At 70.3% G+C, this 22,018-nt stretch carries 20 protein-coding genes; 10 read left to right on the plus strand and 10 right to left on the minus strand.

All coding sequences use genetic code 11. The features are described 5' to 3' along the window. The first annotated feature begins 2 nt into the window (after positions 1 to 2). A complete protein-coding gene (locus D2L64_RS17635; protein ID WP_119577926.1) occupies positions 3 to 1,115 on the plus strand; it encodes an FUSC family protein in 1,113 nt (370 codons plus the stop codon). A gap of 29 nt (positions 1,116 to 1,144) precedes the next feature. On the opposite strand, the gene mgtE is transcribed toward D2L64_RS17635, so the two are convergent. The 3 genes from mgtE to D2L64_RS17650 form a co-directional block, all read right to left on the minus strand. Beyond that, the gene (gene mgtE / locus D2L64_RS17640) at positions 1,145 to 2,473 is read right to left on the minus strand and encodes a magnesium transporter (RefSeq protein WP_119577928.1); all 1,329 of its coding nucleotides are present in this window, start codon (positions 2,471 to 2,473) and stop codon (positions 1,145 to 1,147) included. A gap of 75 nt (positions 2,474 to 2,548) precedes the next feature. Further along, a complete protein-coding gene (crcB, locus tag D2L64_RS17645) occupies positions 2,549 to 2,923 on the minus strand; it encodes a fluoride efflux transporter CrcB (protein ID WP_119578021.1) in 375 nt (124 codons plus the stop codon). Further along, positions 2,920 to 3,414 (minus strand): fluoride efflux transporter FluC, encoded by a 495-nt coding sequence (locus tag D2L64_RS17650; RefSeq protein ID WP_119577930.1) that lies wholly within the window; start codon positions 3,412 to 3,414, stop codon positions 2,920 to 2,922. Before D2L64_RS17650 ends, crcB begins: the two co-directional genes overlap by 4 nt. A 152-nt stretch (positions 3,415 to 3,566) precedes the next feature. On the opposite strand from D2L64_RS17650, the gene D2L64_RS17655 reads away from it, so the two are divergent. Beyond that, on the plus strand, positions 3,567 to 4,667 hold the full coding sequence (locus D2L64_RS17655) for an L-dopachrome tautomerase-related protein (RefSeq protein ID WP_119577933.1): 1,101 nt from the start codon (positions 3,567 to 3,569) through the stop codon (positions 4,665 to 4,667). 96 nt (positions 4,668 to 4,763) lie between these two features. On the opposite strand, the gene D2L64_RS17660 is transcribed toward D2L64_RS17655, so the two are convergent. The 3 genes from D2L64_RS17660 to D2L64_RS17670 are packed head-to-tail and all read right to left on the minus strand — an operon-like array spanning position 4,764 to position 7,242. Then, entirely contained in the window at positions 4,764 to 5,399 is a 636-nt protein-coding gene (locus D2L64_RS17660; RefSeq protein WP_119577935.1) for a copper resistance CopC family protein, read from the minus strand. A gap of 17 nt (positions 5,400 to 5,416) precedes the next feature. Next, on the minus strand, positions 5,417 to 6,646 hold the full coding sequence (locus D2L64_RS17665) for a Dyp-type peroxidase (RefSeq protein WP_119577937.1): 1,230 nt from the start codon (positions 6,644 to 6,646) through the stop codon (positions 5,417 to 5,419). Beyond that, on the minus strand, positions 6,643 to 7,242 hold the full coding sequence (locus D2L64_RS17670; RefSeq protein WP_119577939.1) for a copper chaperone PCu(A)C: 600 nt from the start codon (positions 7,240 to 7,242) through the stop codon (positions 6,643 to 6,645). Before D2L64_RS17670 ends, D2L64_RS17665 begins: the two co-directional genes overlap by 4 nt. 202 nt (positions 7,243 to 7,444) lie before the next feature. On the opposite strand from D2L64_RS17670, the gene D2L64_RS17675 reads away from it, so the two are divergent. Genes D2L64_RS17675 through D2L64_RS17690 form a run of 4 tightly spaced genes read left to right on the plus strand, consistent with a single transcriptional unit; the run spans position 7,445 to position 10,601 of the window. Continuing rightward, positions 7,445 to 7,870, plus strand: coding sequence for a TOBE domain-containing protein (locus D2L64_RS17675; RefSeq protein ID WP_119577941.1), 426 nt, complete (start codon positions 7,445 to 7,447; stop codon positions 7,868 to 7,870). Beyond that, positions 7,867 to 8,643 carry a molybdate ABC transporter substrate-binding protein gene (gene modA / locus D2L64_RS17680; RefSeq protein ID WP_119577943.1) on the plus strand — a complete coding sequence of 259 codons (777 nt, stop codon included), beginning with the start codon at positions 7,867 to 7,869 and terminating at the stop codon, positions 8,641 to 8,643. The genes D2L64_RS17675 and modA overlap by 4 nt, the downstream gene beginning before the upstream one ends. 3 nt (positions 8,644 to 8,646) lie before the next feature. Beyond that, entirely contained in the window at positions 8,647 to 9,489 is an 843-nt protein-coding gene (locus D2L64_RS17685; protein WP_119577945.1) for an ABC transporter permease, read from the plus strand. Further along, entirely contained in the window at positions 9,486 to 10,601 is a 1,116-nt protein-coding gene (locus D2L64_RS17690) for an ABC transporter ATP-binding protein (protein ID WP_119577947.1), read from the plus strand. Before D2L64_RS17685 ends, D2L64_RS17690 begins: the two co-directional genes overlap by 4 nt. A gap of 203 nt (positions 10,602 to 10,804) precedes the next feature. Here the strand turns inward: D2L64_RS17690 and D2L64_RS17695 are convergent, their stop codons facing one another. After that, positions 10,805 to 13,012 (minus strand): heavy metal translocating P-type ATPase, encoded by a 2,208-nt coding sequence (locus tag D2L64_RS17695; protein ID WP_119577949.1) that lies wholly within the window; start codon positions 13,010 to 13,012, stop codon positions 10,805 to 10,807. Between the two features lie 397 nt (positions 13,013 to 13,409). Between D2L64_RS17695 and D2L64_RS17700 the strand changes: the two genes are divergently transcribed. The 4 genes from D2L64_RS17700 to D2L64_RS17715 all read left to right on the plus strand — a co-directional run bounded on the left by D2L64_RS17700 (position 13,410) and on the right by D2L64_RS17715 (position 17,027). Next, positions 13,410 to 13,970 (plus strand): hypothetical protein, encoded by a 561-nt coding sequence (locus D2L64_RS17700; RefSeq protein WP_119577951.1) that lies wholly within the window; start codon positions 13,410 to 13,412, stop codon positions 13,968 to 13,970. A gap of 248 nt (positions 13,971 to 14,218) precedes the next feature. Then, on the plus strand, positions 14,219 to 15,031 hold the full coding sequence (locus tag D2L64_RS17705) for an ATP-binding cassette domain-containing protein (RefSeq protein ID WP_233559007.1): 813 nt from the start codon (positions 14,219 to 14,221) through the stop codon (positions 15,029 to 15,031). 89 nt (positions 15,032 to 15,120) lie between these two features. Then, positions 15,121 to 16,383, plus strand: coding sequence for a hypothetical protein (locus D2L64_RS27095; RefSeq protein WP_233559005.1), 1,263 nt, complete (start codon positions 15,121 to 15,123; stop codon positions 16,381 to 16,383). A 77-nt stretch (positions 16,384 to 16,460) separates the two neighbouring features. Further along, positions 16,461 to 17,027 (plus strand): hypothetical protein, encoded by a 567-nt coding sequence (locus D2L64_RS17715; RefSeq protein WP_147376255.1) that lies wholly within the window; start codon positions 16,461 to 16,463, stop codon positions 17,025 to 17,027. 776 nt (positions 17,028 to 17,803) lie between these two features. Here D2L64_RS17715 and D2L64_RS17720 read toward each other — a convergent pair. The 3 genes from D2L64_RS17720 to D2L64_RS17730 all read right to left on the minus strand — a co-directional run bounded on the left by D2L64_RS17720 (position 17,804) and on the right by D2L64_RS17730 (position 21,981). Further along, complete coding sequence (locus tag D2L64_RS17720) at positions 17,804 to 19,066, minus strand: ATP-binding protein (RefSeq protein WP_119577959.1); 1,263 nt, start codon at positions 19,064 to 19,066, stop codon at positions 17,804 to 17,806. Between the two features lie 135 nt (positions 19,067 to 19,201). Continuing rightward, a complete protein-coding gene (locus D2L64_RS17725) occupies positions 19,202 to 19,585 on the minus strand; it encodes a hypothetical protein (protein ID WP_119577961.1) in 384 nt (127 codons plus the stop codon). A gap of 47 nt (positions 19,586 to 19,632) precedes the next feature. Further along, complete coding sequence (locus tag D2L64_RS17730; protein WP_119577963.1) at positions 19,633 to 21,981, minus strand: DEAD/DEAH box helicase; 2,349 nt, start codon at positions 21,979 to 21,981, stop codon at positions 19,633 to 19,635. Positions 21,982 to 22,018: the final 37 nt, after the last annotated feature.

Raw genomic sequence — 22,018 nt, forward strand, 5'->3', positions numbered from 1 at the left:
CCATGCGGATCTCGGTGGACAGGCTGCGCGGCCACGCCCGCAACGCCGGTTGGCGCACCTACCGCCGATTGCAGCAGTACCTGCTGCTGGCCGTGCAGGGCGGGCTGGCCGCCACGCTGGCCTGGCTGCTCGCCAACCAGGTGCTCGGCAACCCGGAGCCGACCTTCGCCCCGGCCGCCGCCGTCGGTGTGATCGCCGCGGCGATCGGTCGCCGCGCGCACCGTACCGTCGAGCTGGTCATCGGGGTGGTGCTCGGCATCCTGGTCGCCGACCTGCTGGTGGAGACGATCGGCACCGGCCCCTGGCAGACGTTCGTGATCGTGTTCGGGGCGCTGCTGGTGGCGGTGGCCGTACGCGGCACCGGTGCGTTGGTGAGCCAGGCCGGCGGTACGGCGGTGCTGATCGCCACCCTCACCCCGAACACCCCGGACATCAACCTGCCCCGGACGGTCAACGCCCTGGTCGGCGGCGTGACCGGCCTGGTGGTGGTGCTGCTGCTCGCCCCGATGAACCCGACCCGTAGCGTGCGCCGGGTCGCCGGTCCGGCGTTGGACACGTTCGCCCGGCAGATGACCTCGGCGGCGGAGGGACTGGCCCGTGGTGACGCCCGTCAGGTGGAGCAGGTACTCGCCGACATGCGCGACTCCGAGTCCGAGCTGCGGCAGATCCGGGAGGTGGTGACCGCGGCCGAGGAGGTGGTCCGGTTCTCGCCGCTGCGCTGGCGTCGGCGCCGGGCGCTGGCCGCGTACCGGGCCGGGGCGGTGCACCTGGACCGGGCCTTCCGCAACAGCCGTACGCTGGTCCGGCGGGCCGCCACCGCGCTGCGCGACCACGAGCCGGTCCCCGCCGACCTGCCCGCCGCGGTCGAACACTTCGGCCAGGGGGTGCGCCTGCTGCACCAGGAGTTCCTGGCGATGCGGGATCCGCAGCGGGCCCGGGAACGGGTGCTGCGGGCCGTCCGGGAGGCGGGTGAGGCGTGCCGGCAGCAGATCGGCTTCTCCGGCACCATCGTGGTGTCCCAGCTGCGGACCATCGCCAACGACATGCTGCGCGCCACCGGGGTGCCCGGTGACGAGGCCCGCCGGCTGGTCCGCCGGGCCGCGGCGGGCCGATGACCGGGTGCCGGCGGGGTGATCGGCTCGGATCAGAGGGACAGCACCACGTGCGCGACGGCGAAGTAGATGATCAGCCCGGTGGCGTCGACCAGGGTGGTCACCATCGGCGCCGACACCACGGCCGGGTCGATGCGTAGCCGCTTCGCCAGCAGGGGCATGGTGGCGCCGACGGTGGCGGCCCAGGCGCAGATCATCACCAGGGACACCCCGACGACCAGGGCGACCTGGCCGCCGACCACCACCGCGCCGACGACCAGGCCGACCAGCGCCAGCAGCCCGCCGAGCAGCAGGCCGACCCGGGACTCCCGCCAGATCACCGCCGGCAGGTCCGAGCCGCGCAGTTCGCCGAGCGCGAGGGCGCGGACGGCCGAGGTGGTGGCCTGCGCACCGGCGTTGCCGCCGGTGCCCACCAGCAACGGGATGAACAGCGCCAGCGCGGTCACCTGCGTCAGGGTGGCCTCGAAGACCTGCAGCACGTTCACGGTGAGCACCGAGGCGACGATGAGCAGCAGCAGCCAGGGGGCGCGGGAGCGGGCCAGTCGCCAGACGCTGACGGCCATGTAGTGACCCGGCCACGGCGCGGTGCCGGCCTGGCGGGCCACGTCCTCGGTGTCCGCCGCCTCGATGATCTCCACGGCGTCGTCGATGGTGAGCAGACCCACGAGGCGGTCCTCGCTGTCGACGACGGGCAGCGCGAGGGTGTTGGTCTCCCGCATCAGCCGGGCGGCGTCCTCCGCCGGGTCGGTCGCCCGAACCCGGGGTACGCCGGTGTCGACCAGTTCGGCCAGTGGCGCCTCGGCGCGACTCAGCACCAGATCCCGCAGTTCCACCACGCCGACCAGGCAGCGGCCGGCGTCGACCACCGGCAGCACGTACACCGTCTCGGCGTCGGCGCCCTCACGCCGGACCAGATCGAGGGCCTGTGCGGCGGTGACCTGCCGGGGTAGCGCGACCACCTCCGGCGTCATGATCTGCCCCACCGATCCCGGCGGGTAGCCCAGCAGTTCGGCGGTCATCTGCCGTTCGTGCGGCGACAACCCGGCCAGCACGCGCCGGGCCACCTTGGCCGGCGCCTCGGTGATCATCCGGGCCCGATCGTCCGGGTCCAGCTCCTCGACCAGCTCGTGGAACGCCTGGTCGCGCAGCCCCACCAGCATGCTCTGCTGGTCGATCGGGTCCAGCTCCTCGAAGACGGCGAGGGCGCGGTCCTTGTCGAGCAGCCGGAACGGCACTCCGGCGGTCACCCCGTCGAGCCGGGCCAGCGCGTCGGCGATCTCGTGCGCCGGTTGGTCGTCCAACCACCGGCGGATCAGGTCGAGGTCGTTGCGCTCGACGAGCTGCTGCAACGCCGCGGTCATCCGATCACCTCCCGGGGACGTCGGCCGTTCCGAAGATCCACTACTACCCGGTGGGCGGCCCGGCTACTCCGGCCCTCAGCCCCAGAGTGCCTGTGCCACCGCCACCCCGGCGTACCCGGCGCCCAGCCCGGCGGCGACGCTGGCCGTCACGTTGAGCAGGGCACCGAGCCGCAGGCCGGTGGTGAAGAGGCGGACGGTCTCGTAGCCGAAGGTCGAGTAGGTGGTCAGCGCGCCGCACAGGCCGGTGCCGAGCAGGGCGACCAGCGAACCCGACAGCGCCCCCTCGGCGGCACCGCCGACCAGGAAGCCGAGCAGCAGGCAGCCGGTGACGTTGACCACCAGCGTGCCCCACGGCAAGTCGCCTTCGTGGCGGTTCTGCACGGCCCGGTCGACCAGGTAACGCAGTGGCGCGCCGACGGCGGCACCGAGCGCGACCAGCAGCAGGGTCATCCGCTGCCGCCGACCGGTGACCGGCGACCGGCGGTGAGCCACCGGGTCACCGCCATCCCGGCCCCGACCGCGGCCAGCGCCGCGACCAGGGTGCCGGCGAGGTAGAGCAGGCCGGTCCGGACCGCACCGGCGTCGACCGCCTGCTGCACCTGGACGGCGTACGTGGAGAACGTGGTGTAGCCGCCGAGCACGCCGGTACCGAGGAAGGGGCGGACCAGCCGGTGCGCCGTCCACACCTCGGTGACCAGCACCATCAGTACGCCGATCAACAGGCAACCGGAGACGTTCACGACGAAGGTGGCCCACGGGAAGCCCCGGGGCGGGGACGGCCAGGCCGCGGTGAGCCCGTGCCGGGCCAGCCCGCCGACGACTCCACCGGCGGCGACCGCGGCGAGCAGGCTGGCGGTGCCGGTACGCAGCTCGGCGCGCTGACGCGGAACGTGGAGATCGACGTCCGGATCGACGGGCGGGCGGTCGGGCCGCACGGTCACCTCCTCACCGGTGCCGAGGATAGCGCCGTCACCTGCCGCATACGGCGCGCACCGGGTGGGCGGTCCCGAGCGGCGGCGGGGGGCCAAACCGTGGTGTTTGTCCCGCTGCCGCTCGGGAACGGCAACCCGCACCCGAGAGGCAGGAGTCGCGCATGAGTGAACCGGTGTCGGACGAGCCCGTCGGCGAGCTGGAACTCGTCCACGCGTTCACCGGATCGATGCCGACCGGGGTGAGCGTCTCGCACACCGGCCGGATCTTCGTCAACTATCCCCGGTGGGGCGACGAGGTGCCGGCCACCGTCGCGGAGCTGCGGGACGGCCGGGAGGTGCCGTTCCCGGACGAGCGGTGGAACCAGCAGGGCAGCGACGACGACCCGGAGGCGTTCGTCTCGGTGCAGAGCGTGGTGGTCGATCCGGCCGACCGGCTCTGGGCACTCGACACCGGCAGCCCGAGCTTCCAGCCGACCAGCCCCGGTGGCCCCAAACTCGTCCGAATCGACCTGGCCACCGACACGGTGGCGCAGGTGATCACCTTTCCGCCGGACGTGGCGCTGCCCACCACGTACCTCAACGACGTGCGGTTCGACCTGCGACGCGGGGAGGCCGGGATCGCGTACGTGACCGACTCGGCGGTCGCCGGACCGAACGGGATCGTGGTGATCGACCTGGCCACCGGAGCGTCCTGGCGCCGGCTGCACGACCACCCGTCCACCAAGGCGGAGCCGCTGTCCACCTTCCGGCCGCTGGTGGAGGGGAGGCCGTTCCGGCAACACCTGCCCGACGCGGCGCCGCGGCCGGTGACGGTCGGCTCCGACGGCATCGCCATCTCCGCCGACGGCGCCCGGCTGTACTACTGCGCACTGGCCTCCCGCCAGTGGTACAGCGTCGCCACCGACGCCCTGGTCGACCTGTCGGTCGGTGACGACGAGGTGGCCGCGACGGTGGTCCACGAGGGCGACAAGGGCAGCGGGTCCGACGGGCTGGAGAGCGACGACGCGGGCCGGATCTACCTCACCGCGTACGAACAGAACGCGGTGCTACGGCGCCACCCGGACGGCGGGTACGAGACGGTGGCCCACGACCCCCGGCTGCTCTGGCCCGACACCATGTCGGTGGCGGTCGACGGGTACCTCTACGTCACCGCCAACCAGCTGCACCGGCAGGCCGGGTACCACGGCGGCAAGGACCTGCGTCGTAAGCCGTACGCCCTGTTCCGGATCCGGATCGACGCCGGGCCGGTCCTGCTGCGCTGAGCCCGGGCCTGGCGCGCGGCCGGCACCGGCTGGGGCACGGCGGGGGCCGGCGCCGACCGGGCGCGCCGCACGGTCGGCACCGGCCCCCGCCGTCGGTCACGATGCGGCGTTGCCGCCGGCCTGGCGTCGCCGCAGCAGGACCACCACCGCGCCGACCACCAGGGCGGCCAGCACCACGGCGCCGACCAGCAGCGCGACCATGCCACCGCCGCCACCGGACGAGCCGCTCGCGGCGGGACTCGCGGTCGCCGCCGTGGAGGTCTGCTCGGCGGTCGGCGACGGGCTCTGCGCCGGCTCGCTCGCCTCCGGACTCGGGCTCGGGCTGGGTTCGGCGGTGGCGGTCGGGTCGGCGACGGTGAACTCGTACGACCCCTGCACCGGGTGCCCGTCCTGGGAGACCACCCGGTACGCGACCGTGTACACGCCGTTCGGCAGCGTCGAGTCGACGGTGACGCTGGCCTTGGTGCCGTCCACCTCCGGCTCGCTGGTGGCCACCGGCTCCTTGGCGGCGTCGCTGACGGTGACGGTGGTGAAGTTGGGGTTCAGCTTCTGCAGGAAGTCCAGGGTCACCTTGGTGGGTGCCTTGGTCAGCTCGGCGTCCTGGGCGGGGGTGGCCTTGCGCAGCACGTTGTGCGCGTACGCGGGGGAGACCGGCCCGACGAGCAGGGCCGTGGCGGCCAGCAGGGCGGTGACCAGGCCGAGGGCGGACAGGTGTCGAAGTCGGGTACGCATGAGGTCGATTCTCCTCCTCAGTCGAGCAACTGCTGGCCGACCCAGCCGTCTTCGGGGCAGCCGGGCGGGATGGCGAAGACGGCGGAGCCGATCGGGGTGGTCCACTCGTTGAGCAGGTCCCGTTCGGCGAGGCGCCGCTGGATGGGCAGGAACTGTTTCTCGACGTCCGCCTGGTAGGCGGCGAAGATCAGCCCACTGTCGGCGGTACCGTCGGCGGCCGGCACCCCGTCGTAGTTGTAGGGGCGGCGCAGGATCCGGAACCGGTCGTCGCTGACGTGGGCCCGGGTGAGGTGGGAGAAGTCCGGGATCACGGTCAACCCGTCGGGGCCGAGGGCGGCGAAGTCGGGCTCGTCGTGCTCCGCGGTGCCGGTCAGCGGGGCGCCGCTGTCCAGCCGTCGTCCGACGCTGAACTCGCGGTCGGTGCGACCGAGCAGATCCCAGGTCTCCAGGTCCATGCTGATCCGCCGGACCACCAGGGTGCTGCCGTGGCGGAGCCAGTCCGGCCCGTCCGGGATCCACACCGCGGTCTCCACCGGTGCGCCCGGCTTCGGGTTGGCGGTGCCGTCGAGCTGGCCGAAGAGGTTGCGCTGGGTCCGGCCCGGTTCGGCACCGGCGGCCCGCCGGAAGCCCTGCTGCACCCAGCGGACGGTGGCGAACGGACGACTGTCCTTGACCAGGACCCGCTGGGTGTGGGCGACCGTGATCGGGTCGTCGGCGCAGATCTGCACCAGCAGATCCCCGCCGGACCATCGAGGTTGCAGCCGGTCGATCGGGAACGCGGGCAGCTCGGCCACCGACGGCGGGCGGCGTTCGTCGAGGCCGGCGGCGGTGAACAGACCAGGGCCGAAGCCGAAGGTGACGGTCAGCCGGGCCGGCAGCAGACCCAGTTCCGGTTCGGTGTCGGCCAGCGCGGGGCGGCCCTGGGTAAGCCGGGCGGCGTCGTCGGAGAGCAGGCGCAGCATCCGGCCGAGCGCGGCCCGGTCGGTACCCGGGCGCAGGGTGAACGCGACGAACGCCGCGTGCGCCTGCGGCTCGGTGACGATCCCGGACTGGCGTACGCCGTGGAACGGCTCGGTCGCCGCGCCGACGGTCGCGGCCACCGGCACCTGCTCCGGCGCGGGCGCCGGCCGGGCGGCGTCGCGGGTGCTGGCGGCGACGGCGGCGGCGCCGACCACCGTGCCGCCGGCGGCCAGCGCGCCGCCGGTGAGCAGCCGGCGCCGGCTGACCGGCCGGTCGGACGAGGTCACGACGCCGGGCTCGGGCTGGTCGACATGCCGGGCATCGGCTCGCCGTGCCCCGGGGCGTAGCTCTCCTGGGCGCCGGTGAACGGCTTGGCCACGGCGGTGAACGTCTGGGTACGGCCGTCGGCGAAGGTGAGGGTGAAGCTCAGCTCGTCACCGGCGCGTACCGGCTGGGCGAGGTTCATCAGCATCAGGTGGTCGCCGCCGGGCTCCAGCCGGTGCTCGCCGCGGGCCTTGATCACCACGCCGCCCTCCTTGGCCCGCATGACCATCTTCCCGTCCTGCATGGCCATCTCGTGCAGTTCCATCGGGGAGACGGCCGAGGTGACGGCGGTGATGGTGACGTCGGCGTCGGTGTTGTTCACCAGCGTGGCGAACGCCCCGGTCATCCCCTCGTCGGCCGCCTTGACCCACGGGTCCTGGACGGTCAGCACGCCGTCCTCGACCCCGGTCGGGGTCGACGGGGTGGCGGTGACCGACGGGGTGGGCGCGGCGGTCGAGCCGTCGTCGGTAGAACCGCAGCCGCTGACCAGGCCGGCGAGGAGAACCCCGGTGATCAGGACGGCCGGGCGCACGAGCCGGCGGGGTGAACTGCTGGACATGGGTTTCCTCTCGACGTTCGACATCACCAGATTGGTCGCCCGCACCCATCCGTGAGTTCCGCCGACCCCGGTAACTCCCGTCACCCGTGCCCGGCCTGCCGTCGGAATCGGCAGATGCGGTCATCAGAAGGTTTCATCGACCGCAGATGCGGTTCTCCTGACCGTGTTCCCCTCGCGGCCGCGGCGATCTACGATGGTCGCTGTGGCGATGTTCCGGATGGGCGAGGCCGCCGAGTTGCTCGGCGTCAGCGTGGACACGATGCGGCGCTGGGTGGACGGCGGCCGGCTCGCCGCGACCCGTGACGAGCAGGGACACCGGTTGATCGACGGCGTCGACCTCGCTGCCTTCGTCCGGGCGCAGGCGGCCGACCCGGACGGCCGGGCGGAGGAGTCCTCGGCCCGCAACCGGCTGCGCGGCATCGTGACCGCCGTGGTCAAGGACGCCGTGATGGCTCAGGTGGACATCCAGGCCGGCCCGTTCCGGCTGGTGTCGCTGATGAGCCGGGAGGCGGTCGACCAGCTCGGCCTGGAAGTCGGAACGGTAGCGGTAGCGGTGATCAAGTCGACCACGGTCGTGGTGGAACGCCCCGCCGTGACCGCCGGAAGTCGAGGGAGGGCCACCCCGTGACGAGAACCCGGCTGCGTACCGCGCTGACCGCGCTCGCCCTGCTGGTCGTGACGGGCTGCGCCGACGACCGGGCCGACCCGGCGGCCACCGGCGCCGGGAACGGCGGCGAGCTGACCGTGTTCGCCGCCGCCTCGCTGCGGGAGTCGTTCACCCGCCTCGGCCAGGACTTCGAGGCCGCCCAGGGGGTGCGGGTGACATTCAACTTCGCGGGTAGTTCCGCCCTGGCGGCCCAGATCAACCAGGGGGCACCCGCCGACGTGTTCGCCGCCGCCGCACCGGCGAACATGGCCACCGTCGTGGACGCCGGCAACAGCGACGGCGAGCCGGTCACCTTCGCCCGCAACCAACTCGTCATCGCCGTGCCCAGGGGCAACCCGGACGGGGTGACCGCGCTGAGCGACCTCACCAAGCCCGACGCGAAGGTCGCCGTCTGCGCGGAGCAGGTGCCCTGCGGGGCGGCGGCGCGCAAGGCTCTGGACGCCGCCGGTGTCGCCCTCACTCCGGTCACCCTGGAGCAGGACGTGCGGGCGGCGCTGAACAAGGTGCGGCTCGGCGAGGTGGATGCCGCGCTGGTCTACCGCACCGACGTCCGGGCCGCCGCCGACGACGTGGACGGCATCGAGTTCCCCGAATCGACCGGCGCGGTCAACGACTACCCGATCGTGGTACTGAAGGACGCCGACCACCCAGCCGCCGCCCGCGCCTTCGTCGACCACGTCAACTCCGACACCGGCCGCGCCGTGCTCACCGCGGCCGGCTTCCAGGTGCCGTAGCCCGTGGCCGGCGGCACCGCGCGAGCGCGGCCGACCCCGACCGTCGCGCCGCGCGGCACCAGACGGACCGGCCGGACACCGGTCGCGTTGCTGGTCCCGGCCATACTCGGCCTGCTCTTCCTGGTGCTGCCGCTGGCCGGGCTGCTCGTCCGTACCCCCTGGGCGACCCTGCCGCAGCGGCTCACCGAGCCCGGCGTACTCACCGCGTTGCGGCTGTCGGTGCAGACCGCCACCCTCGCCACCCTGCTCTGCCTGCTGCTCGGCGTACCCCTGGCCTGGCTGCTGGCCCGCGTCCAGTTCCCCGGCCGGCAGCTGGTCCGTGCCCTGGTCACGGTCCCGCTGGTGCTGCCACCGGTGGTCGGCGGATTGGCCCTGCTGCTGGTCTTCGGGCGCCGGGGGCTGGTCGGCTCCTGGCTCGACAGCACGTTCGGCGTCACCGTGCCGTTCACCACCACCGCCGTCGTGCTGGCCCAGGCGTTCGTCGCCATGCCGTTCCTGATCATCGCGGTGGAGGGGGCACTGCGCGGTGCCGACACCCGCTACGAGGAGGCTGCCGCCACCCTCGGTGCCGGCCGGTGGACCACCTTCACCCACGTCACACTGCCCCTGGTGGCACCCGGCATCGCCGCCGGGGCGGTGCTCGGTTGGGCCCGCGCCCTCGGCGAGTTCGGCGCCACCATCACCTTCGCCGGCAACTATCCCGGCCGGACCCAGACCATGCCGGTGGCCGTCTACCTCGCCCTGGAAACCGACCTGGAAGCCGCGATCGTGCTCAGTCTCATCCTGCTCACCGTCTCCGTCGTGATCCTGGCTGGCCTCCGCGACCGCTGGGCCAGCGCACCATGACCACCGGGCGACCCGCATCCCTCGGGCAGTCCGTACCGGCTGCCGGTCCGCGCCTGCTCGACGCCCACCTGGTGGTGGACCGGGACAGCTTCCGGCTCGACCTGCCGTTGACCATCGCCCCCGGTGAGGTCGTCGCGCTGCTCGGGCCCAACGGAGCCGGCAAGACCACCGCCCTGCGTACCCTCGCCGGGCTGCTGCCACTCTCCGCCGGGCACCTCACCCTGGCCGGCCGCGATCTCGACCACCCCGTCCGCCGCACCTGGACCCCGCCCGAGCGCCGCCCGATCGGCGTGGTGTTCCAGGACTACCTGCTCTTCCCGCATCTCAGCGCCCTCGACAACGTCGCCTTCGGCCCCCGCCGGCACGGCCTCGACCGGCGTCAGGCCCGAGACCTGGCCGCCGACTGGCTGACCCGGATGGGGCTGGCCGAACACGCCCGCCGCAAGCCCCGGGAGCTCTCCGGCGGGCAGGCCCAGCGGGTCGCCCTCGCCCGTGCCCTGGCCGTCGAACCGGCCCTGCTGCTGCTCGACGAACCACTGGCCGCCCTGGACGCCCGCACCCGCCTCGACACCCGTGCCCAACTCCAGCGGCACCTCGCCGCCCACGCCGGGGCCGCCCTGCTGGTCACCCACGACCCGCTCGACGCCCTGGTGCTCGCCGACCGGCTGGTCGTCATCGAACACGGCCGGGTGGTCCAGGAGGGCGACGCCGCCACCATCACCGCCCGACCCCGCACCGACTACGTCGCCCGGCTGGTCGGGCTCAACCTCTACCGGGGGTACGCCGACGGGCACCGGGTCCGGCTCGGCGACGGGTTCGAGCTGACCACCGGCGACCACCACGAGGGGGAGGTCTTCGTGGCCTTCCCGCCGTCGGCCGTCGCGCTGCACCCGCGCCGCCCCGACGGCAGCCCGCGCAACACCTGGCCGGCCACCATCACCGGCATCCAGCAGCACGGCGACAACCTGCGGATCCAACTCGTCGGCCCGATCGAGGTGGCCGCCGACGTCACCCCGGCCGCCGCCACCCAGCTGAGACTGGCCCCCGGCCAGCCGGTGTGGGCGGCGGTCAAGGCCGCCGAGACCCGCGCCTACCCGGCCGCACCCGGCTGATACCGGACCATCGTCCGGACGCCGCCCGCGGACCGGCACGAACACGTTCCGGCAGCTCGCTGCCCGGCGCCGGCCGGCACGGACACGTTCCGGTAGCTCGCTGCCCGGCGCCGGCCGGCACGGACACGTTCCGGTAGCTCGCTGCCCGGCGCCGACCGGCACGGACACGTTCCGGCAGCTCGCTGCCCGGCGATCGGCGGGTGTCACGGCCGCAGCCGGACCCGGCGCAGCAGCTGCGCGTTGAGCGCCACCACGATCGTCGAGGCCGACATCAGCACTGCGCCGACCGCCGGGCTCAGCGTCACCCCGGCCCAGGCCAGCACCCCGGCCGCCAGCGGCAGCGCGACCACGTTGTAGCCCGCCGCCCAGGCCAGGTTCTGCAGCATCTTCCGGTACGCCGCCCGGGACAGCCGGATCACCCCGGTCACGCCCCGCGGATCGGATGAGGCGAGCACCACCCCGGCAGATTCGATCGCCACGTCGGTGCCGGCACCGATGGCGATGCCGACGTTCGCGCGGGCCAACGCCGGGGCGTCGTTGACCCCGTCGCCCACCATCGCCACTCGTAGTCCCCGGCGTTGCAGCTGCGCCACCGTGTCGTCCTTGTCCGCCGGCAGCACCTCCGCGAACACCTCGTCCTCACCCGGCCGGAAGCCCAGGTCCGCGGCGACCGCCTCGGCGACCGGACGGGCGTCACCGGTGATCATCACGATCTTGCGGATGCCCTGCCGGCGCAGTTCGGCGATGGCCTGCCGGGCCTCCGGCCGTACCTCGTCCTCCAGCGCGAGCGCTCCGACCACCTCGCCCCGGTCGCCGTGCAACCGCAGCAGGTGCAGCACTGCGGCGCCCCGACGGGTCCAGTCGTCCTGCCGTCGCGCGAGATCGTCGGGAACGGTGACGTCGAACTGGCGCAGCAGCGCCGGACCACCCACGGCGTAGCTGACCCCGTCGACCTCGGCCCGGACGCCACGGCCGGTCAACGACTGGAACCCCGTCGCAGTCCGCCGGTCCCCCCGTTCGGCGGCGGCCACGATCGCCCGGGCCAGCGGATGCTCGCTGTCGGCCTCCACCGCCGCCGCGACGGCCAGCACCGCGCTGGCGGCCACCGTCGGGCCGCCCACACTGCCCGTGCCCTCGCCGCCAAGGTCGGGCGCCGTCGACCCGGCCCCGTCAGGCGAGGCTGCGGCGACGTCGGTCACGACGTGTTCGCCCCGGGTCAGTGTCCCCGTCTTGTCGAACAGCACCGTGTCGACGGTGCGCATCCGCTCCAGCGCCAGCCGGTCCTTGACCAGGATGCCGCCCTTGGCGGCCACCGCCGTGGACAGCGCGATCACCAGTGGGATGGCGAGACCGAGGGCGTGCGGGCAGGCGATGACCAACACCGTCACGGTCCGGACCACCGCCTCGCCGAGGTTGCCGAGCACCGTCCACACCACGAGCGTGACCACGGCGGTGGCGGTGGCGATGTAGAACAGCCCGGCGGCGAACCGGTCGGCCAGCACCTGCGCCCGACCGCTGGACCGCTGCGCCTGTGCCACCAGGCGCTGGATCCCGGCCAGCGCGGTGTCGTCGCCGACCGCGTCGATCCGGACCCGCAGCGCCGCATCGGTGGCCACCGTGCCGGCCACTACCCGGTCGCCGGTCGTACGCGGCACCGGCCTCGACTCGCCCGTGATCATCGACTCGTCCAACTCGGCCTGGCCGTCGACGATCTGCCCGTCCGCCGGCACCCGCCCACCCGGGCGTACCAGGACCGTGTCACCGACGGCCAACTCCGCCACGGAGACCCGCTCCGGTCGGCCGTCGGCAGCCAACCGTTCCGCGTCGTCGGGCAACAGCGCCGCCAGCGCCGACAGGGCCCCACGGGCCTGGCCGATCGCCTTCATCTCCTGCCAGTGGCCGAGCAGCATGATGGTCACCAGGGCGGCGAGTTCCCACCAGAAGTCCAGGTCGAACGCGCCGAACGCGGTGGCCAGCGACGCCAGGTAGGCCACCGTGATCGCCATCGCGATCAGCAACATCATGCCGGGAGCGCGGTCGGCGACCTCGCGTACCGCGCCCTGGAGGAACGGCCACCCGCCGTACCCGAAGACCACCGTGCCGAGTACCGGCCCCACCAGGTCGATCCCCGGGAAGTCCAGCCGGTAGCCGAACCAGGCCATCACCATGTGACTGGTGACCACGATGGGTACGGTCAGGATCAGGCTCAGCCAGAACTTGCGCCGGAACACCTCCGGATCGTGCCCCGCATGCTTGTCGTGCCCCCCGTGCGGTGCGTGTTCGCTGTGCGGTGCGCGTTCCCCGTGCTGCCGGTGGTCGATGTCGGTGTGCCTGGCGTGCTCCCGCCGCCGGCCGGGTTCGGAGTCGGGTCGCTCGCCTGCCGCCGCTCCCGGCTCCCCATGACGGTCCATACCGGCCTCCATCACCCCCCGTCCCTCTCCCCGTCCCCTGCCACCATATACCCCAGTGGGGTATCCGGTGCGAGGACGACCTGACCGGCGGGGCCCGGCGGTGAAGGCCCATGTCGGCTGCCACGACGAGTCGACGGGGCACCGGATCCTGGCCTGCGTCGACATCGTCGGGCGACGCATCGGCCGACGCCGGCCGTGCTGACGTGGGGTGATCTGTGGATCCGAGGGCAGTTGACGGTCCGGAAACTGCCGCCGCTGACCCGGGAACAGCTGGCGGCGGTCCGCCCGGCTGCTGCACACCCATCCGACCTGGCAGCAGCGATCGGAGTCGGCGACCGACCCGCGTCAACTGTTCAGCCTGCCCGGGCTCCCGTTTTTCCTGACCGGTGCGACGGCGATGTTGGCCGCCGCCGAGCTGCCCGGGGTGGCCGAGACCAGCACCGGACGCAGCGCTCCGGCGGCGATCGTCGCCGGCCTGATCGTGACGGTCGCCGGTGTCCTCATCCGGCGGGCCGTTGCGTACGCCGTGACCATCGCTCAGCCCGTCTCCTCCGGGCTGGTACCCGGGCTGTGGCTGGGGATCGGCCTGGTCGTCGGTGAACTGCTGACGCCGCGAACGGCGGGCAGCGGGTGGTTGCTGCCCGCGCAGCCGGCGGGCCTGCTGCTGATGTTCCTGTCCGTGTGCGTGACCTGGTGGACCGCCCAGTACGCGGAGCTGTCGGTGCGTGCCTGGCCCTCGCGGTCGCTGATCCGGCCGATGCTGCTGGGCCTGGCCGCCATCTGGCTGGTCTTCGCCTTCGGACTCAACTGGCGGCAAGGGCAGGGACACCTGCTCACCGCAGGCTGGTGGCCGGCGACGAACGCGTTGTTTGAGGCGTTCGAGCAGGGGTGGAACGATCTCCGCCATCACCGGCGGGTGGCCGTGCAGCTTCGAGGGCGTCAAGGCTCGGGTATGTAAAGACGTAAACAATCTTCCCGATGTCTGTGGCTCGTGGTCTGCCACGATTAGGCCCTGATTTGAGGCTTGAGGGCACCGTCGAGTAGATCGGTGGCGCGAGGCTTGGTGATGAGCTTAGCTTAGGGCTGCAGTAAGTTGCCGAGTTTCCGCGCCGCCGATGTCCGTGTTTTGTGGCATTAAACTTCGCGGCCGGCGCGCAGAGGTCAGATAGCAATCTGAGATATATGATAACGTTGCCATTGGCTGGTGTGTCGACAGAATTGAACCGCCGGGTCCTTCGGCAAGATTTTCGCCATAGTGATTTAGTTAGCTCCGGGGTTGATGTGCTGGAAGTGAAGAACATTAAGTTCAGCTATGGGAGGAAGGTGGTTCTCGCTGATGTGTCCCTCGATCTGGCTTACGGCGCGAACCTTTTCCTTGGAAGAAACGGTGCTGGCAAGACCACGCTCATGCGCGTTCTAGCTGGTGCAAATCGGCCTGACTCGGGCGAGGTACGCCTGGATGGCGAGCCGTTCCAGTGGGGCTCTGGGTCGACCCGGCGGGTGCTGCGTCGGGTTGGCTGGCTTCCCCAGACGTTCGGTTTTCCACCTCGGATGAGGGTGGATGAGTTCATCGCGTATGCGGCCTGGCTCAAGGAGGTGCCGTCCAGCCGCGTTGCGGAGCGCAGCCGCGTAGTGCTCGAGTTGGTTGACCTCACCGAGCGATCTCGCGAGCCGCTTAAGTCCCTTTCTGGTGGCCAGTTGCGACGGGCCGGCCTGGCGGCGGCGATGGTGGCCGACCCAGAACTACTGATCTTGGATGAACCCACCGCCGGGTTAGACCCGGAGCAACGCGACAACTTCCATGAGCTCGTACGGCACGTCCGCCAGGAAAAGGTCGTAGTGGTGGCGACGCATCTGCTTGAAGACGTCGATGCATTGGCGGAGCACCTTGTAGTCATCGATCAAGGTGCGGTTCGCTGGACGGGAACTCCGGCAGAATTGGTGCGACAAGCCGACGGTGAGGTCGGCCTCGGCGCATTGCGCGCTGGTTTTCAGGCGCTGATCGGTCAGGAATCATGAGGAGTGTTGCTCCTGGCAGGTCGAACTCGGCGGACCTTCTCCTCGGAACTGCAGTTGCCGCCTTCACCGCACTACAGGGCATCATCGTTGTGGCAGGCAAGTCGGAGCGATGGGCCGGACACTGGGCCAGCACCAGCGCAGCTCTGAACTGGACGACGGTGTGGGGCTGCTGCATCGTGTCCGCAGCGGCTGCCTGGCTCGTGGCCTCCGCCCGGCGACACCACTATGAAGACCTCATTCAAACGTCGTCGCGATCCCGCTTTCGGGTTTACCGGGCCTCGTTGCTTGCTGTCGCACTCGGCAGCCTGAGCGGGTACACCGTAGTGCTCGCATATATGGTGTCAACCACCAGGCCACAAGCAACACACGGCCATCTCAACCTGCTTGAGGTGGCGACCACTGCTGCCTCCGTGCTCCTGGCGATCGGCCTTGGCAGCGCTGTCGGCCGTGTGATTCCGGCACGGATCGCGCCAATCTCAGCGGCTGTCGTCCCTTACGTTCTCTACATGCTTCTCGTTTACGGCGATGCTTATGGTGGAAGTATCCTTTTTTCCGATATATCGCTGTCTGATCAAGTAGATCGCACTTATCTACGCATGCCCGCGGAGTTGCTGCTCGGCCGGGCGGTGTTCTGGGCAGCTGTGGGTGTTTCATTGCTCTGCTGTGCCATGCTTGCTGGCCGTGTCGCGTTCATCGCCGTACTGGTCGCAAGCTTCGGCCTATCTGCTGTTCTACTCACTGCGGGCGTCCGTCTCGAAGATGCGGCTGAGTATAGGGCAATTTGTTTTTCCGGCAGGCCCACCATCTGTGTCGATCGAGCCCACGAGCACGTCGCCGACGAGTACGTCCGCAGGATCAGGACAGGTGCAGCCGCTATTCCGGGAATGGACCTCGCCGCGACCACTGTGGTTCCCCACGAGGACCCAAATTGGCAATCCCAGCTGCAGCAGAGCGCTGAATCGCCGGCCAGCCAGGTGCTCTTCGTACCGATCATTAAGCATAACACCTCTCCCGCGCACCAGATCGATCCGGCTGCCCTCGACGCGGCTTTTGGTGCTGCCATGTTCCTGAAGCCATGTCAACAGGAGGCCGCGGCGAGCGGCGAGACCGGAATGACGGACCAGATACGTATGGCAGTGACACTGTACGGCTGGTGGCTAACCACCAAGAACATGCCGCTCGATGGCAGCAACTACCCAGGAGAGTTGGACGTCCGCTCCGTGACGGCGGGGGACCCTGTCACGGCTGCGGCATTAGATCATTTCTCCAGCCTTTCAACGACGGACCAAGCCATGTGGATCAAGATGAACCAGGACAGGGTCTCGAAGTGCCGAGCGCTTCCACCCGCGTGAGAACGTCGATAGAACTCCGAACCCCCCTCTTGCTTACGCGTGCCTTTGCCGGAGCCCGCGGGGTCACGCTGCGGGCTGTGTTGGCATACGTCGCCGTCTGGGCGCTCATCGGCGGGGTGTCTCGGTTCAGCATGTCCGCACTAGGCCTGTACTTCGCCCCCCCGGGCAGTTCTTCGCTGGACACCGTCGCGGTTGTCTTCATGCTGCTGCCGGCGGCAGCCTTGGCGAACAGCACTGCGAGCCGCGTCCCCGAACTGGAGGCCGTTCGTTCGCGCGTGTTGCTCGTGGCCCAGTGCCTCTGGTTGCTCGCCATAGTTGGTGCCGCAACTATCGTCCCTTGGGCGACATCGTTCACCCTAAGTCAGGCGGTTGATCGGAACTCATACTTCTCCACTTGGCTTCTCGTACTCTCCGCCATGCTTGTCGTCCATGCCGTCACGACCACTATGGTCGCTTCGATGGTTGCCATGAGCCTGGTTGCTGCCTTCAGTACTCCTGGCCTCGTTCCCTGGGAATACAACCTGATCTACAATCTCGCAGAGAAGGGCTTAGCCGCCGGAGTCGGAATTGTTCTCCTGCTGATTTGGGGGTCCTTGCAGGTCGCCCAACATACCCGTCAGGTGGGCATCCCGAACCCGGACTGAATCGGGTCATTCAACAATGAATGTGTCAAGCCCGGGGTTTGATGGAGTGTTGTTATCTGCGAACAGTTCGCGCGAACTCAACCGGGCATCTGACGAGCACACGTGTAGGTGCGCAGGTAGGCCGGTGGGGAGCGGTGATGGCTCGGTGTGGTCCGCCGAGAATGTGGCTGACGAACGATGTGCCAACCGCTTCCCGCCCAGTCCCATGCACCGGTGAACGCGACGAGCCCGCAGGCCGGTAGAAAGCTACCGCCCAGGAAGCGGTGGGCATGGCCGCACAGGTTTCGCCGAGAACGTTGGCTGACGGTAGGAGATGTCACCCGCTGCTTCGTTCGTCTGTAGATCCGGTTGACCGCTGATGGAGACTCTCCAGCGGAGGTAACCGCGTGCCAATCCGTGCTACTTCGGGTCAATCGGGGTCAACGATCATGGTGGCTACGCCTGTCTGGTGTGGTCGGCGTGTGGTCGTCGGTCGGGGCGGCTGGCTGGGTCAACGCAGGTCAACGTGGGTCACTCCCTGCCAACGCGGGTCGACCCGCAGGTCGTTACACTGACCACTCGCGCCCTCGTAGCTCAGGGGATAGAGCATCGGTTTCCTAAGACGACGCTCTATCTGCCGATGCAGGCGTTTTTGCCTGCGGCCTTCTCGCTTCCCCTTTTGTCCGCCGGGCCGCAGTGGCGGATTGCTGTGCTCGCTTGCTGAAGATCAGCAGACCAGGTCGTTCGGTCATTGGTGGGCCCTCACCAACTGGGAGCGATCTGCGAAGGGGGCGAGGTCAGTCTACTGGCGGGGCGGGAATCTGCCATAAGGCACTGACTGGCAGGGCGCGGAGTCTGTCGCCGAACGGCAGCGTGGAGGTGCCGGTGTAGAGGACGATGCCGGTGATGAAGTCGTCGCCGAGGCGGTCGGCGAGTCGGCGTAGCCCGCGGAAGTCGTCGGGTCCGACGGTGGTGGCTGCTTTGACTTCGATCCCGACCACCTGGCCGGTTCTGTTCTCGAGCACCGCGTCGACTTCGTACCTGCTCTGGTCGCGGTAGTGGGACAGTTCGACGGGCTGCTCGGACCAGGTGAGCTGGCGGGAGAGTTCGGACAGGACGAATGATTCGAGTAATGGGCCGAATGGTGCGCCTGGCCGGAGCAGCGCCCGGGCGTCGGTCGCGGTCTCGTTGGCGGCGATACCCGAGTCGACGAAGATCAGTTTCGGTGCGGCGGTGGCGCGGGTGCCCAGGTTGCGGGACCAGCCGGGGATCCGCTTGATCAGGAAGATCTCCTCCAGGGCTTGGAGGTAGCGGGCGATCGTCGGCCGGCTCAGTCCGAGTGCGGATTCGAGGGAGTTGGCGGCGATGATGGTCGCGGATCTGGCCGCGAGTAGGCGTACCAGTTTGCGGAGTTCGCCCTTGTGCTGGATGTCGGACAGTTGCCGGACGTCGCGGTCGATGAGCGCTTGGACGTAGGCGTCGAGGAAACGTTGGCGGCGGCGCTGGTCGGTGCGGGTGGTGGCCTCGGGTAGGCCGCCGCGCACGATTCTGGCTGCGTAGTCGGCGCGGGTCACGTCCGACTCGTGTCGCAGGTCCGGGCCGAGCGCGAAGATGGCATCGACGAATCCGTCCGGCGCTTTGTCGAGCTCGCCTTGAGACAGCGGCCAGAGTTCGACGGTTTCCATCCGGCCGGGCAGGGCGTCCGGGGCGGCAACCATGCCGAAGAGGCGGGACGAGCCGGTGAGCAGGTACCGGCCAGGGCGCGGGTCCTCGTCGACGGCTGCCTTGATGGCCAGTAGGAGCTCCGGGGCGCGCTGGATCTCGTCGACGACCAGGAGCTCGGAGGAGTCCACGAAGCCGACCGGGTCGGCGATCGCCGCCGCCCGGTCCTGCGCCCGGTCGAGATCACGGCGCTCGGCGAGACGATCGCCGGCGACGATGCGGACCAGCGTGCTCTTGCCTGCCTGGCGTGCCCCGCTGATCAGCACGACGCGGGTGTCGGCCAACGCGGCGTCGACCTGCGCGGCGGCCCGACGGGGAATCAGATGCGGTGTCGGCACGACGTCATGATAGCCAGCACGGTTTCGATCTGCGAGAACCTTCGCATTCGATTTGCGGCGAAACCGCGTTCGAATCGCGGCGACCTCGGTGTTCGATTTGCGGAATCTCTGGGGCGTTCTTGCGCGGGTCTACCGCTATGTCACGTTGTTGCGGGTGATGGTGATTTCGGGAAATTTGCTCTCCCAGCGCTGGCGGAGCTGGGATGGCAGCCAGAGGGTGGGCCAGAGCCGTCGGAGGAGGTCGGCGTCGAGCCTTTTGTTCAGGTCCTCGACGGTGCTGGCTTCGGTGAGTACCACCTTGTACATGCTGGCCAGCCGTGCGGGCCGGTCAAGGTCGTACTCGGCGTGCCCGGACCAGTCGAGATGACGCGGAAGCATCACCGTGCCTCCGGTCGGGCCGTGCAGTTCGGCAAGGGTTTCGGCCACCACGTAGGGCCGCCGGTCGCCGTAGGGCCGGTAGTCCGCCGGCGGCTGGGGTGACGTCCTGCGCTGGCTGAGGTTGGTTGCTCGTCTGGTCACACCCCATACCGGGCGGGACCAGTCGTGGTGATCGCGATGGGATGCACTCATGTTCTGGTGAAGCCGAGTGCCCGGTATCCGGGCATGCGGCGTGGGAGTGAGGCGACGAGGATGGGAGTGGCCGGGTCGTGGTAGTCGTGGACTTCGGCGAGGTCCTTGCCGGGCGCGGCGCGGATGACGCGGCCGGCGCATTGGACGAGTAGGCCGTCGTACGAGATCGGGCCGGCGAGGAAGAGGGTGTCCAGAGCTGGGGCGTCGAAGCCTTCGCCGATGAACGGTGTGGTGCCGATGACGAGCAGGCCGTCGCCGGCCTTGGCGCCGTCGAGCCGGTCAACGATGGTCCGCCTTTCGCGTGTGCTCATCGCGCCCTGGAGCACGAGCGCCTGATGTCCGCGTGCGGCGAGCAGAGCTGTGAGTGCCCCGACCTGGGCGACCCGTCGGGTCAGCACGAGACAGTTTCGACCGCGGGTCAGGGCAACGGCGACATCGGCGGCGATCTGGGTGTTGCGGGGCTCGTCGAGGGCCAGTCGCCGGTGCACCTCGGCGAGCGCGCCGGGCGCGTCCAGGTCGATGTCGCCGGGCTGGAATGTGGTCTCGTGGATGAACAGCGCTCGACGAGGTCCGGCGTCGGCGTGCATCGCGGCTGCGAGGGTGCCTTGTTCCTCGTCGGTGAGGGTGTGGCGGACGGGTCCGAGTTGCCAGGTGACGAGTTGGCCGAGGCCGTCGCGTCGGGTGGGGGTGGCGGTGAGGCCGAGCCAGAACTGCGCGGCGATCCGTTTCACCGAGTGCTCGTAGGCTGCGGCGCCGAGGTGGTGGCATTCGTCGACGATGACGTGCCCGTACCCCTGGGTCAGGGTGGCGACGTCGTCGCGCCGCGCGAGGGAGGGCAGCAGCGCGATGTCCACGGTGCCGGTGAGCTTGCGTCGGCCGCCACCGAGTTGCCCGGGCTTGATGTCGAGGAACTGTTGGATGCGGGTGCGCCACTGGTCGGCGAGGGCTTTGCGGTCGACGAGGACGAGGGTGGAGGTGTTGCGTTCGGCGATCACGGCGCAGGCCATGACGGTCTTGCCGGAGCCGGGTGGGGCGACCAGGATCCCGTCGTCGTGGGCGAGAAGCGCGCCGACCGCGTCGGCCTGCCTGCTGGTGAGTTCGGCGGTGAACGGGGTGTCGATCTCGGTCCCGGAGTTCCGTGCGTCCGTGACGACCAGCCGCGATCCGGCGCGCTCGACGATGGCGGCGATGGTGTGCCGCAGGCCCCGCGGGAGCACCAGGCGATCGTCGAGGGTGAGGTCGTAGCCCTGGATGAAGCGTGGGGTGTCCCAGGTGGACTTGCGTAGCCGCTGCAGCTCGTAGAACTTCGGGTTGGCCATGGCGGCAGCGTGCTTGAACGTCGCCAACGCGGCGGGGGTGAGCTGGGTGGCGTCGATGCTCAGCCCGGCACCTACCTCCGCGTGGACCACCGGAGGGAGCGGAGGATGGACCTGGGTCGCGGGGGACCGGCTCATCGTGGCGACGTCGGCACCGGTGACGGCTTGCTTGGCCTGCCGGGCGACGTGTTCGGCATCGCGGGGACTGAGCCGGTCCAGCGTCGACAAGAACGCCCACTGGTCGGCGTACGGTTCGAGCGTGCCGAGGTCGAGAAAATTGGTCAGCCCGTCCTTGCGGCGGCGGCCCTGTAGCGGTGCGGCGATGAGGTTGCCGAAGCCACCCTCGGGCAGCACGTCCTGGTTGGGGAACAACCGGTCGTACGACCGCAGGTCCATCGACCCGCGCAGCACCATCGCCTCACGCAGCAGAACGGTGCCGACGGCCCGCGCGGTGGCCGCGGCAACAGCGCCGGTGAAGAAGACCCACACGTGGGCGCCTCGACCTGACTGGGAGATCTCCAACGCGGCCGGCACCGCGCTGGCCCGTGCCGCCTTCACGTACGCGAGGGCGTCGAGCATCGCCGTCGGCCCGTCGAAGTCGGCCACGACAAAGTGGCAGGTGTTGCCGGGCATCAGCGGGTACAGTCCCATGAACAACTCGCCGACCAGATGCGCCGCGACGACCTCCGTCGTGCGGGGCAGGTAGGCGGCACCCCGCCGGTCCATACCCTTACGCCAGCCACCGGCGACCGCAGGCATCCACCCGCCAGCGCCGGTACGGGCGTTCTCCCACCGCACGGCGTACACGTCGGCCCGGGCCCGGAACCGGTCGGCGAACAACGCCAGCTTGTCCTGTGTGGGCGAAGCCATGGTGACCAGCCCTGGCGGCTCAACCGGCGCGGACAACTGCTCCGGCGCCGCAGTCGTGTCCTGGCCACGCAGCTCCAGCAGACGGGCCAGTCGGGCGTTCTCCGCCCGTAACCGCTCCACCTCCCGCCGAAGATCGACGAACTCGGCCACCGAACCCATGCCGACCATCCTCGCGCATCGGACTCCGAACACCCTG

The organism is Micromonospora radicis (assembly GCF_003583405.1).
In the GTDB taxonomy this organism is placed as follows: domain Bacteria; phylum Actinomycetota; class Actinomycetes; order Mycobacteriales; family Micromonosporaceae; genus Micromonospora; species Micromonospora radicis.

What these genes read in the sequence shown, in the direction of transcription:
- D2L64_RS17635 (WP_119577926.1), top strand. Translation starts at nt 3, where the DNA reads ATGCGGATCTCGGTGGACAGGCTGCGCGGCCACGCCCGCAACGCCGGT.
- D2L64_RS17655 (WP_119577933.1), top strand. Translation starts at nt 3,567, where the DNA reads ATGAGTGAACCGGTGTCGGACGAGCCCGTCGGCGAGCTGGAACTCGTC.
- D2L64_RS17690 (WP_119577947.1), top strand. Translation starts at nt 9,486, where the DNA reads ATGACCACCGGGCGACCCGCATCCCTCGGGCAGTCCGTACCGGCTGCC.
- D2L64_RS17730 (WP_119577963.1), bottom strand. Translation starts at nt 21,981, where the DNA reads ATGGGTTCGGTGGCCGAGTTCGTCGATCTTCGGCGGGAGGTGGAGCGG.
- D2L64_RS17695 (WP_119577949.1), bottom strand. Translation starts at nt 13,012, where the DNA reads ATGGACCGTCATGGGGAGCCGGGAGCGGCGGCAGGCGAGCGACCCGAC.
- crcB (WP_119578021.1), bottom strand. Translation starts at nt 2,923, where the DNA reads ATGACCCTGCTGCTGGTCGCGCTCGGTGCCGCCGTCGGCGCGCCACTG.
- D2L64_RS17670 (WP_119577939.1), bottom strand. Translation starts at nt 7,242, where the DNA reads ATGTCCAGCAGTTCACCCCGCCGGCTCGTGCGCCCGGCCGTCCTGATC.
- D2L64_RS17700 (WP_119577951.1), top strand. Translation starts at nt 13,410, where the DNA reads ATGTTGGCCGCCGCCGAGCTGCCCGGGGTGGCCGAGACCAGCACCGGA.
- mgtE (WP_119577928.1), bottom strand. Translation starts at nt 2,473, where the DNA reads ATGACCGCGGCGTTGCAGCAGCTCGTCGAGCGCAACGACCTCGACCTG.
- D2L64_RS17660 (WP_119577935.1), bottom strand. Translation starts at nt 5,399, where the DNA reads ATGCGTACCCGACTTCGACACCTGTCCGCCCTCGGCCTGGTCACCGCC.